The organism is Geovibrio ferrireducens (assembly GCF_026226615.1).
In the GTDB taxonomy this organism is placed as follows: Bacteria; Chrysiogenota; Deferribacteres; order Deferribacterales; family Geovibrionaceae; genus Geovibrio; species Geovibrio ferrireducens.
The window spans coordinates 1-11822 of record NZ_JAJAPB010000002.1 but is presented as its reverse complement, the minus strand read 5'-3'; the positions used below and the strand labels follow the sequence as shown (position 1 = coordinate 11822).

Below are 11822 nucleotides of genomic sequence, written 5' to 3'. Positions count from 1 at the left end.
TTTTTTCGGTAATGGCAGAGGAAATTGATGATTCAGATTAACAATTTAAGCAAGGTTTACTCCACAGGGCGAAGCTCTGTGCGCGCTCTGGCAGGGGTAAGTCTCAATATTCCCAAGGGCTCCGTTTACGGGATTATAGGCCTCAGCGGAGCGGGCAAGAGCACTTTGGTGCGCTGCCTGAACCTTCTGGAAAAACCCACGGAAGGGCAGATACTTGTCAGCGGGCAGGATCTCACATCCCTTTCAGGCGCTGAACTCCGCAAAGCAAGGCGCAGAATAGGGATGATCTTTCAGCATTTCAACCTCCTTGCCTCAAGGACAGTGGCGGAGAATATCGCTTTCCCTCTGGAAATAGACGGCATGAAGAAGGCAGATATAAAAAAACGGGTTGCGGAGCTTCTCCCTCTTGTGAGCCTTTCTGAAAAGGCGGACGCTTATCCTTCGGAGCTAAGCGGCGGACAGAAGCAGAGAGTGGGCATAGCAAGGGCGCTTGCCCTCAAGCCGGATGTTCTCCTTTGCGATGAGGCCACCTCTGCCCTTGACCCGCAGACGACTCTCTCAATTCTCAATCTGCTTAAAGACATAAACCGTGAGCTTGGGCTCACCATAGTCATAATCACCCACGAAATGAAGGTGATAAAGGAGATCTGCACACATGTTGCCGTTCTTCATGACTCAAAATGTGTTGAGGACGCCGCGGTGGAAGAGGTTTTCACCTCACCTAAGTCCGAAACGGCAAAGGAGTTTGTTTCCAGCGTTTTCCCCGCAGAACTGCCTGCTGATCTTATGAGGGAGCTTTCAACTCACGCTGATGCGGAGCTTGTGCGGATTAACTTTCTCGGCGACACTGCCTCAAAGCCTATAATAAACGGGCTCATAACCGAGTGCGGCGTACAGATAAACATTCTTTACGGCAGCATTGAGCATCTGCGTTCATCCCTGTTCGGCAACCTGATACTGGAAATACGGGGAACGGAAGACGAACGAGGGCGGGCTCACGAATATCTCAAAAGGAATAACCTCATTTTTTCATATCTGAACAGGGGAGGGGCGGATGCCTGATTCTGTTTACCTGCTGAAAATGCTCAGTCTGGTTTCCCCCGCAGTGTGGGAGACTCTGTACATGGTTGCCGCGTCCGGCATAATGGCATATATCATCGGCCTGCCGCTGGGGATTTACCTTGTGGTGTCCTCCAAGGGGCACATACTCCCCAATCCCTTGGTGGAGAAAACCCTCGGCACGGTGATCAATATTCTCCGCTCCGCTCCGTTCATAGTGCTCATGGTGGCGCTCATACCCTTTACAAGGGCAGTTGTGGGCACATCCATCGGCACAACTGCGGCTATTGTCCCCCTTGTTATTTCAACCGCACCTTTTGTGGCAAGGATAGTGGAAACCTCTCTGAAAGAGGTTCCCGCTGGTGTGATAGAGGCGGCGCAGTCCATGGGTGCTTCCCTCCGGCAGATAATAACAAAGGTGCTTCTGCCCGAATCCCGAAGCTCGCTGATTCTGGGTGCTGCCATCACAGCGATCAATGTTGTGGGCTACACGGCAATGGCAGGCGCTGTGGGCGGCGGCGGTCTGGGTGATCTTGCCATTCAGTACGGGTACAACCGTTTCAGGACAGACGTGATGATAATAACCGTGGCGGTGCTGGTGATAATTGTTCAGCTTATCCAGACACTGGGTATGAGGCTGGCGGTTCGCTACAGCTACGGAAGAAAGATATAAGTAAGGAGGAGTACATGAAAGGTGTTACTTTAAGAAAACTGCTGCTCGGTGCGGCGGTTCTGATCGCATCCGCGGTTCTTTTCGCAGGATGCAGCAAAAAGGAAGAGAAAGAGGCCGCAGGCGAGGCTGTTTCCGCTGAACAGCAGACTGCCGCAGTGAAAATAGGCGCGACCCCCGTTCCCCATGTGGAGATACTTGAGTTTGCAAAGCCCATTCTTGCGGAGCAGGGTGTTAATCTGGAAATAATTACATTCACTGACTATGTTCAGCCGAACCTCGCACTGGACAAAGGTGAGCTTGATGCGAACTTTTTTCAGCATTTTCCGTATCTTGAGTCATTCAGCGCAGATCATAAGCTGAACCTCAAGGCTGTGGCAAAGGTGCATATTGAACCTATGGGCTTTTACTCCGCTAAGGTTAAGTCGATTGATGAAGTTGCTGAGGGCGCTGTAGTCGCAATCCCCAACGACCCCACAAACGGCGGGCGTGCTCTTGTTCTCCTTGAGAAAACTGGGCTTATTAAGCTGGCTGAGGGTGCGGGCATCAAGGCGACAGTTCAGGACATAACCGAAAATCCAAAAAAGATTACGGTAAGAGCGCTTGACGCTGCTCAGCTTCCCCGTGTGCTTGAGGATGTTTCCGGAGCGGTGATCAATACCAACTTCGCTCTTGAGGCGGGGCTCAACCCTTCAAAGGACGCTATCGTCATAGAGGATAAGGAGTCGCCTTACTCAAATATCCTTGTTGTAAAAGCCGAAAGGGCGAACGAAGAGGCCCTTGTAAAGCTTGCGGAAGTGCTTGCCTCACCTGAGGTTAAGGCCTTCATAGAGGAGAAGTATCAGGGTGCGGTTGTTCCCGCTCAGGAAGTTATCAGATAAAACAGGCAGAGGGCGGGCTGCATAGTCCGCTCTCTGATATTTCATATGCACTTTTAGCCGCATACTGTGCTAATATCTCATTATGCAGTTGATCAAATACATGAAAAACAGACACTTTCTGCTTTTCGCCTTTTATTCAGTCCTTGCGGTTCTCCTTGCAGTTTTTCTCCATTCATTTCTGCATAAGCACAGCATCCACGAAATAGCCGCGGATCTCAACGCTATACCTGCTTATAAAAAAATTCTCGCAGTGGGGCTCACCCTTGTGAGTTTTGGCGTTCTCTCACTGTATGATTTTATGGGGCTGAGGTATGCTGGTGTAAAGGTGGCGGGAAAGCAGGTTATGCTTGCCTCCTTCACAAGCTACGCCTTCGGAAACTCCATCGGGCTTTCCGTTCTGGCTTCCGGTTCCGTGCGCTACAGGTACTATTCCGCCTGCGGACTGAGCTTCGGTGACATATCAAAGGTAATAGTCTTCACTTCGGCCACTCTCTGGCTGGGGCTTGTGACCCTGAGCGGCATAATGTTTGTCAGCCGCCCTCCGTCCGTATCAGCCTCATGGGGTATCCCTTTCATAAACCTGTACTATATCGGCGCATTTCTGCTGATTCTCTCTGCTGCTTACATATTTCTGCTTTTCAGATACAGAGAGCCTTTCAGCATTTACAGCATGCCCATCTCACTGCCTTCGCCCACGCTGGGCATGATGCAGATTCTGGTGGGATGTGCTGACTGGCTGTGTGTTTCGGCGGTGCTTTATGTTCTGCTGCCTGATTCGGTGAATATTAGTTATTTCAGCTTTCTGGGCATGTTCATTCTGGCACAGGCTGCGGGGCTCATCAGCCATGTTCCGGGCGGGCTTCTGGTTTTTGAAACAGTGCTGCTGTCTTTCTTCCCGCAGGGAACTATCAGTTCTGCCATAAGCGCACTGCTTGTTTTCAGGATAACCTACTATATTCTGCCGCTTCTTGCTGCTGCCTGCCTTATGGGGTTTTCAGAGGTTCTGAGGCTGAAATCAGCCATGATGAAGCCTATACTTTTTGCCGGCAGAATGTACAACGCCGTAACACCTATGCTTATGGCGGCTGTGGTTTTCATTGGAGGCGCTTACCTGCTTTTCAGCGGTGCAACACCTGTCAACCCTGACAGACTGCCTTTTCTGGCGAAGATAATTCCGCTGAGCCTCATGGAGTCGTCCCACTTTCTGGCAAGCCTCGCCGGGATGGGGCTTATTATACTTTCCAGAGGGCTTTTCAAAAAAATAGACCTTGCCTACCAGCTTACCCTTATTCTGCTTACGGCGGGCGCTGTGCTTTCGCTTCTCAAAGGTGCGGAGATAGAAACCTTTGCTTTGCAGGGGGTTATAATCTTCGCCCTGTTCCCCACACGCAGCCTTTACAGTAAAAAGAGCTCTTTTTTCAGCGAGGTTCTGACAAAGGAATGGCTGTTTACCATTCTGGTCATTTTCTTTGTTTTCACATGGCTGGGTTTTTTCTCTTACAAGCATGTGGAGTACCGCAGCGAGCTCTGGTGGACATTCACCTTTGATGATCAGGCTCCGCGCTTTCTCCGGGCTATGGTGGGTCTTTTTACCCTCATTGCCGCACTCGCGGTGTTCAAGCTTATTCAGCCGTCAAAGCCTGCCTTTGTGCCGTATACGGATGATATAAATAAGCTCATTGAGCCTGTAGTGGCAGGAAGTGATGATACGACAGCGTATCTGGCTTATCTGCCGGATAAGCAGTACATCTTCGGGGAAGACGGCAGAAGCTTTATTATGTACGGCACTGAGGGGCGCAGCTTCATCAGCATGGGCGACCCTGTGGGGCCGGAGGAATCAGCGGCGGAGCTTATATTCCGTTTCCGTAAAATGAGTGAGGAGCACGGATGCAGGGCGGTTTTTTATGAGATCGGCGCAGATTACATACCTCACTATATGGATGCGGGGCTTAAAATATTCAAAATCGGCGAACAGGCCAGAGTGAGGCTGACAGGTTTCTCACTGGAGGGGAGCCACTGGAGCGGTATGCGCAACACAATCAAGAAGTCCGAGAAGGAAGGCTGCTCCCTGAAAATTTTCTCAGGCGATGAGGTGTCCGCCATGCTGCCTGTTTTCAGGCAGATTTCGGATGAATGGATGCAAACCAAGAACAGCAGGGAGAAGCGTTTTTCCCTCGGCTGCTTCAATGAGGACTACCTCAGACGCATGCCTTTTGCCGCCGTGATGAAGGATGAAAAACCTGTTGCCTTTGCAAATATATGGATGACAGACTCAAAGCATGAACTTTCAATAGACCTTATGCGCTACGGAAATGATGCGCCTAAAGGGGTTATGGAATACCTGTTCATCAAGCTCATATTGTATGCAAAGGATGAAGGCCATGAGTTTTTCAACCTTGGCATGGCGCCTCTTTCCGGCTTTGAGCTTCACTCCTTCTCCCCTTTCTGGAACAGGCTTGCTGGGGTGATGTACAGACACGGGGAAAGGTTCTACAACTTCAAAGGTCTGCGCAGCTATAAGGAAAAGTTCAAGCCGCAGTGGGAACCGAGATACATAGCCGTGCAGAGCATCTTTGCCCTGCCTGCCGCCCTTAAGAGCGTGGCCAGCCTGATCAGCGGCGGCACAGCGGGCATATTCAGCAAATAAATGATGATTATTCCCGTGATTCAGGCTATCTTTTCCTGAATAAAACTCTTAGCAGGGGGAGATAATGGACGAATTTAAAAATGTTTCTGTGGTGAAAAAAGCTAACGTATATTTCGGCGGCAAGGTAGTGAGCCGCACGGTTAGGTTTGAGGACGGCTCAGTGAAAACTCTTGGCTTCATGCAGGCAGGGGAATACACCTTCAACACTGCTGAGGCGGAGATTATGGAGTTTATGAGCGGCGAACTGGAGGTTGATCTGCCTGACAGGAGAGAACCTCTGATAATAAACGGCGAATGCACATTTGAAGTGCCCGCAAACTCAAGCTTCACACTGAGAGTCTCCAAGCCTGCTGACTACTGCTGCTCTTTCATAAAGTAACAGACAGAGATTTCGAAACCGCCCGTGTAAAGGGCGGTTTTTTTGAACTATACATTATCTCAGGACTTTTTACGGAGAAAACCCCTTTGCCTATCTGGAACCCATGGCACGGATGCACAAAAATCAGCCCCGGATGCGATAACTGCTACGTTTACCGCATGGATGCCGTTCACAATAAAGACAGCTCCAAGGTTGAAAAAACGGGAAACTTCAACCTGCCGCTGAAATGCACCAGAAGCGGAGACTATAAGCTCACCGGGAGCGATTTGGTGTACACCTGTTTCACATCTGACTTTTTTCTGGAAGAGGCGGATGAGTGGCGCAGGGATATATGGGAGATGATCCGCTTCCGTTCGGATCTCACATTCTTCATCATAACCAAGCGTATTGACCGTTTCCATGTCTCTCTCCCGGAGGACTGGGGTGAGGGCTATGAAAATGTTCATATCGCCTGCACCACGGAGAATCAGAAAATGGCTGACTTCCGTCTGCCCTTATTTCTGGAAGTTCCGGTGAAGCATAAGTCTGTCATATGCGAACCGCTGCTTGAAGCTATAGACTTATCTGCTTACCTGAAACCTTCCATCGAGTGCGTCATAGTCGGCGGTGAGTCAGGCATTGAGGCGAGGGAATGCAGCTATGACTGGGTGCTCTCAATACGCGAGCAGTGCAGGGCGGCGGGCATATCATTTAATTTCAGGCAGACGGGCAGACACTTCCGCAAGGGCGGAAAACTGTACACTCTCCGCCGTGAGCTCCACAGATCTCAGGCAAAAAAAGCAGGAATAGATCTGCCTTGAAAAATAAAACTGGCACGCTATTTGCATCAAAATACCTGAATAAACGGACAGGTAAACCGATGATAATCAAACTGAGAAATTCATTAATTGTTCTTGCTGTTCTTCTCGCCGCCATAATTGTTCTGGTGAGCGTAACCTATCACAGTGCCAATGTGGTAATAGAAAGCACCGTGCTTGCCCACCAGCAGAATGTGGCGGCTCAGGCTGCGGCCACAACTGAAATGTGGCTTAAACATCAGATGCAAGTTGTGGATTCTGCCATTGACCAAATCAATAAAATAGACCCCATAACAGAAGCCAGTTCCATGCCTGTTCTGAAAATGGCGCTGGCCGCAGGGGATTTCAGCGATGTTTACATAGGTCTTGAGGACGGAACCATGATAGACGGAGCGGAGTGGGTTCCCCCTGCCGGGTACGACCCCAGAGTCCGCCCATGGTACATAAATGCGGTGGAAAAGGGCAAGATGGCAGTTTCACCCCCGTATATAGACATGACAACCAGAGAGATGGTTATAGCCCTGTCTGCGCCGCTTTACAGGGACGACAGGGTAATAGGCGTAATCAGCAACGACATTATTCTGGACATGCTGGTGAAGAACGTAATGAACGTGAAGGCGGCGGAAACAGGCTACTCCTTCATAGTCAACTCCGAAGGGACATTCATGGTGCACCCTGATCAGGAGCTCCTGCTTACTCACAGTCTTCAGGACACAGACCCGACTCTCAGAAGGGTGATGGAGCACTTCAAAAGCTCTGATTCAGGCACTTTTTCATATAAAATCGGCGGACAGGAGAATATCCTCGCCTATCAGCTTATCTCAAGTGTCGGCTGGTATCTCTGCACCACCATGACAAAGGAAGAGGCATACGCCCTGTCTGAGCGCACTTCCATGCTTTTTGCTGCGGAATCCGCTCTCAGGGCTGTGGGGTTTATGGTTCTGCTCACTATGTCTGTTGTGGGCGTGAGTGCCTTTCTGCTTTTTATTTACAACCGCCGCTATAAGTCAACAGTGCTGCAGCATGCTGAACAGATAAGCGGTATGAATCAGGATCTTGCGTGGAACATAAACAGGCGCAAGGAGGTTGAAACCCATTATCAGACCCTTTTCCATGTCGCAAATGATGCGATACTCATCAGCAAGGGGATGATCATTGTCGAGTGCAACGAGAAGGCGAAGGAAGTCTTCGGAGTAAACCACTACGGCATAATCGGAAATAACATGCTTGATCTCTCTCCTGAGATTCAGCCTGACGGCGAGGTAAGCCTTGAAAAGGTTCGGCGGATCATTAACAAAGCCAGTGAAGGTGAGCAGCAGTCATTCATGTGGAGCTTTCTCCGCTCTGACGGGACAGAGTTTCCCTGCGAGGTTAACCTCAAGAGCCAGCATCTTAATAAGGAGGAGTTTATCCTCATAAGTATCAGGGATATATCAAAACGTGTGAATGCCGAGCAGCAGCTCAGGCAGGCGCAGAAAATGGCAGCAATGGGCGAAATGCTGGGCGCTATAGCCCACCAGTGGCGTCAGCCGCTTAACACTCTTTCCACCTATGTCGTCAGCATACAGTCCGCCTTTTACAACAATATGATTTCTAAGGAATTTGTTGAGAAGCTTGTTACCGCGGCAGACTCACAGATTCAATTTATGTCCAAAACCATAGACGATTTCCGTCACTTCTTCAAACCCAGCAAGAATAAGGAGCATTTCAGCATAGCGGATGTTGTGGACAGTTCGGTGAAGCTCATGCAGCCAAACTTCAAGCAGAGCGGAATCGTAATGAAGCTGAATGTGCCTGATGATGCGGCACTTGTGGTATACGGCTACAGAAGTGAGTTTGTGCATGTCATAGTGAATATCCTTGCCAACGCACGGGATGCAGTTGTTGAAAAATTATCTTCTGATCCTGATGCGGATTCGAGAGAGATAAAAATCGATGTTGAGAACCTCGCAAACAATGTTATGATACACATCACAGACAGAGGCTGCGGCATAACGGAAAGCATGATGCCGAAGATTTTCAATCCTTATTTTACAACAAAAGGCACAGCCTCCGGCACCGGCATGGGGCTTTACATGGCGAAGATGATTGTCGAGAATGAAATGCACGGCACAATAACCGTAAAAAGCGGTGACGGGAAAACAGTTTTCACTGTGTCCCTGCCGAAGCACTCAGAGGCTGAATGATAAATTTCAACAACTACGGCTCAAGCATTCTTCTGGTGGATGATGAGAAGGACGAGCTTGAGGCATATTCCTTTCTGCTTCAGACAATGGGAATTAAAAATATTACGACCCTTGAGGATTCAAGGGAGGTTATGGACACCCTGCGGGGAATGTCTTTTCCTGTGGTTTTTCTGGATCTCAATATGCCTCACAAGTCCGGACAGGATGTCCTGCGTGAGATAAAAGAGCAGATGCCGCAGGTTCCCGTCATAATCTGCACCGCCAATTCGGAGATCGAGGTGGCTGTTGAGTGTCTCAAGCTGGGCGCCCATGATTATCTTGTAAAACCGATAAATATGAACACATTCAGTTCTGCGCTGAGAAATGCCCATGAGATAGGCGCTCTTCGTTCCGAGCTTCTCACAATGAAAGGGGTTAACTTCGGCGGCGGTCTGCGCAGGAGAGATGTTTTCAGCCGCATTGTCACCCGAAGTGCCGAAATGCACAGTATTTTTCAGTATATCGAAGCCATAGCGGTCAGCGGTCAGCCTGTGCTTATTCTGGGTGAAACAGGCTCCGGCAAGGAGATGCTTTCCCGTGCAGTGCATGATGTCAGCGGCTTCACTGGTGAGTTTGTGGCTGTGGATGTTTCCGGTCTGGATGATACGCTTTTCTCCGATACCCTGTTCGGTCACGCCAAAGGAGCCTACACCGGCGCGGACGGCGTGCGTTCGGGACTGATAGAAAGGGCAAGGCAGGGCACAATCTTTCTGGATGAAATAGGGGATCTCAGCGAGGTTTCTCAGGTGAAGCTTCTGCGTCTTTTGCAGGAGCGGATATATTATCCCCTCGGCTCTGACAAACCGAAAAGATGCGAGGCGAGAATAATCGCTGCGGCGAATAAAGACCTCAGCTCCGCCGCTTCCTCCGGCGGGTTCCGCAGGGATTTATATTACAGGCTGAGCACTCATCTCATAAAGGTTCCTCCCCTTCGCGAGAGAAGGGAGGATATTCCGCTGATAGCGGATTATCTGGCGGAAGAGGCAGCTAAAACCGTCAGCAAGCCTAAGCCGGAAATCAGCAGGGAAGCTATGAGCCTGCTCACCTCCCATGCGTATCCGGGAAATATCCGAGAATTAAAAACATATATCTATGACGCTGTTGTGCGCTGCACAGACGGCGTAATCACAGAGAATATCATAGCCGGACGCTTGGGCGGAGCCGAAGCTTTACAGACTCCGGATGATAAGACCGTCAGTTCCCTTGAAAAAATCTTCGGGCGCTTTCCCACTCTGGACGAGGTTTCCGAATACGCAGTTAACGAGGCTCTTGCGGTTTCCGAAAACATGAGTCAGGCCGCAAAGCTCTTAGGCATATCAAAACAGGCTCTCCACAAACGTCTTAAAAAGCGCACTCCCTGATCTGGCATGTTTATTGCACCTGATAACGCTGTAAGTTAAACAGCGTGAGAGGTGAAAAGATGCCCAAACATTACAGAACACTTGTAAACGGAAAATGGATTGAAACTGGTAAGGGACTGGAAGTAAAGAATAAATTCAGCGGTGAAACCTTTGCTTATGTTCCTCAGGCTGATGAAACGCTCACCAACGAGGCCATAGACGCAGCGGAAGCGGCGTTCAGGCTTTTCCGCAGAATGCCTGCGCACAAGCGTTCCGATATACTGGAAAAGACAGCGCAGGGCATACTTGAACGTGCAGATGAGATAGCAGAGATAATCTGCCTTGAGGCCGGCAAGGCTTGGAAGTTCTCCATGAACGAGGTTCTTCGCAGTGCGGAGACATTCAAGTTCGCCTCCGAGGAAGCAAAGCACATCCACGGCGAAACAATTCAGGTGGATGCCAGCAAGTTCGGCGAAAACCGCATGGGCTACTTTCTGCGTGAGCCTGTAGGTGTAATAGGCGCCATAACCCCCTTCAACTTCCCCCTTAACCTTGTGGCTCATAAGGTTGCTCCGGCTATTGCCACAGGAAACACTGTGGTGCTGAAACCTGCCTCATCAACTCCTCTCTCATCCATAATTCTCGCTGAAATAATGGAAAAAGCAGGCCTGCCCGCAGGAGTGCTGAATGTGGTTATAGGTTCAGGCGCAACTGTGGGAGACACTATAGTTATAAGCCCGAAAACCAAGAAGATTACCTTTACCGGTTCGCCCGGAGTAGGGGATCAGATAATGCGCAAGGCCGGAATCAAGAAGGTTACGCTGGAGCTCGGCAACAACTCGGCAACAATCATTGAGCCGGATGCGGATCTTGAGAAAACCGCCGCCAGATGCGTTGTCAGCGCTTTTTCAAACTCCGGTCAGGTGTGCATCTCCCTCCAGAGGATATATGTAAACAGCAAATGTGCGGATGAGTTCACTAAGCTGTTTGTGGAAAAGACAAAAGCTCTGAAAGTCGGTGATCCAATGGATAAGGCGTGCGATGTTGGGCCCATGATAGATGCAAAAGAGCTTAACCGTATAGATGCGTGGGTTAAGGAGGCAGTCGCTCAGGGTGCTGTACTGGCGGCAGGCGGCAGGGCGGAAGGCATGATTTATTACCCCGCAGTGCTTACGAACGTTACGGAGGACATGAAGGTAATGTGCATGGAAACCTTCGCACCTGTAGTGTCCATTGTTGCGTATGATAACTTTGACGATGCACTGGCAAAAGTGAACGATTCGGACTTCGGACTTCAGGCGGGTATATACACCACAGATATAAATAAGGCGATGAAAGCCGTTGATGAACTTGATGTTGGCGGAGTGATGATAAATGATACATCCACTTTCAGGGTCGATCATCTGCCGTACGGCGGCAACAAGCTCTCCGGTCTCGGCAGAGAGGGCGTTAAATTCGCCATGGAAGATATGATGACGATTAAGATGGTGATGATTAACAGAAATTAACCATGCAATTCCATCAACTCCATGTATGGCAAATTTTGGATTGTCAGTACAGACGCTTCCCCCTTTCAGGGTTCGCAATGACAGCAGCTTACGTCACTGCGAGGAGCAAAGTGACGAAGCAGTCTCTCAATATGTATAGAGATTTCAGGGTTCAAAATGACGTAAACAGCCCCACGGACAGGGGCTGCGCCGTGCGCAGCGAAGGCGGGTTTACCCCGCCGCGAGCGTGTACATAAATCCGACAGGATGTCCGGATTTATGTTGTCAGTACAGACGCTTCCCCCTTTCAGGGTTCGCAATGACAGCAGCTTACGTC

The 11822-nt window shown here is 49.9% G+C and carries 9 protein-coding genes; all 9 read left to right on the top strand.

What is annotated here, in order from left to right; genetic code table 11:
• Positions 1–27 precede the first annotated feature (27 nt).
• The 9 genes from OSQ85_RS02040 to OSQ85_RS02000 all read left to right on the top strand — a co-directional run bounded on the left by OSQ85_RS02040 (position 28) and on the right by OSQ85_RS02000 (position 11506).
• The gene (locus OSQ85_RS02040; protein ID WP_265820998.1) at positions 28–1062 is read left to right on the top strand and encodes a methionine ABC transporter ATP-binding protein; all 1035 of its coding nucleotides are present in this window, start codon (positions 28–30) and stop codon (positions 1060–1062) included.
• A complete protein-coding gene (locus OSQ85_RS02035; RefSeq protein WP_265820997.1) occupies positions 1055–1732 on the top strand; it encodes a methionine ABC transporter permease in 678 nt (225 codons plus the stop codon). The genes OSQ85_RS02040 and OSQ85_RS02035 overlap by 8 nt, the downstream gene beginning before the upstream one ends.
• Positions 1733–1746: 14 nt before the next feature.
• Entirely contained in the window at positions 1747–2610 is an 864-nt protein-coding gene (locus OSQ85_RS02030) for a MetQ/NlpA family ABC transporter substrate-binding protein (protein WP_265820995.1), read from the top strand.
• Positions 2611–2710: 100 nt separating this feature from the next.
• A complete protein-coding gene (mprF, locus tag OSQ85_RS02025; protein WP_265820994.1) occupies positions 2711–5257 on the top strand; it encodes a bifunctional lysylphosphatidylglycerol flippase/synthetase MprF in 2547 nt (848 codons plus the stop codon).
• A gap of 64 nt (positions 5258–5321) precedes the next feature.
• Positions 5322–5636: a pyrimidine/purine nucleoside phosphorylase gene (gene ppnP, locus OSQ85_RS02020; protein ID WP_265820993.1), complete on the top strand. Its 315-nt coding sequence runs from the start codon at positions 5322–5324 to the stop codon at positions 5634–5636.
• A gap of 86 nt (positions 5637–5722) precedes the next feature.
• Positions 5723–6436 carry a DUF5131 family protein gene (locus OSQ85_RS02015; protein WP_265820991.1) on the top strand — a complete coding sequence of 238 codons (714 nt, stop codon included), beginning with the start codon at positions 5723–5725 and terminating at the stop codon, positions 6434–6436.
• 59 nt (positions 6437–6495) lie between these two features.
• Positions 6496–8619, top strand: a complete 2124-nt coding sequence (locus OSQ85_RS02010; protein ID WP_265820989.1) for a cache domain-containing protein — start codon at positions 6496–6498, stop codon at positions 8617–8619.
• Positions 8616–10019: a sigma-54-dependent transcriptional regulator gene (locus OSQ85_RS02005; protein ID WP_265820987.1), complete on the top strand. Its 1404-nt coding sequence runs from the start codon at positions 8616–8618 to the stop codon at positions 10017–10019. The genes OSQ85_RS02010 and OSQ85_RS02005 overlap by 4 nt, the downstream gene beginning before the upstream one ends.
• Before the next feature lie 59 nt (positions 10020–10078).
• Positions 10079–11506, top strand: coding sequence for an aldehyde dehydrogenase family protein (locus OSQ85_RS02000; RefSeq protein ID WP_265820986.1), 1428 nt, complete (start codon positions 10079–10081; stop codon positions 11504–11506).
• Positions 11507–11822: the final 316 nt, after the last annotated feature.

Bases quoted from the DNA above. Each gene is read 5' to 3' on its own strand.
- OSQ85_RS02040 (WP_265820998.1), top strand. From the start codon at position 28: ATGATTCAGATTAACAATTTAAGCAAGGTTTACTCCACAGGGCGAAGC.
- OSQ85_RS02035 (WP_265820997.1), top strand. From the start codon at position 1,055: ATGCCTGATTCTGTTTACCTGCTGAAAATGCTCAGTCTGGTTTCCCCC.
- OSQ85_RS02030 (WP_265820995.1), top strand. From the start codon at position 1,747: ATGAAAGGTGTTACTTTAAGAAAACTGCTGCTCGGTGCGGCGGTTCTG.
- mprF (WP_265820994.1), top strand. From the start codon at position 2,711: ATGAAAAACAGACACTTTCTGCTTTTCGCCTTTTATTCAGTCCTTGCG.
- ppnP (WP_265820993.1), top strand. From the start codon at position 5,322: ATGGACGAATTTAAAAATGTTTCTGTGGTGAAAAAAGCTAACGTATAT.
- OSQ85_RS02010 (WP_265820989.1), top strand. From the start codon at position 6,496: ATGATAATCAAACTGAGAAATTCATTAATTGTTCTTGCTGTTCTTCTC.
- OSQ85_RS02005 (WP_265820987.1), top strand. From the start codon at position 8,616: ATGATAAATTTCAACAACTACGGCTCAAGCATTCTTCTGGTGGATGAT.
- OSQ85_RS02000 (WP_265820986.1), top strand. From the start codon at position 10,079: ATGCCCAAACATTACAGAACACTTGTAAACGGAAAATGGATTGAAACT.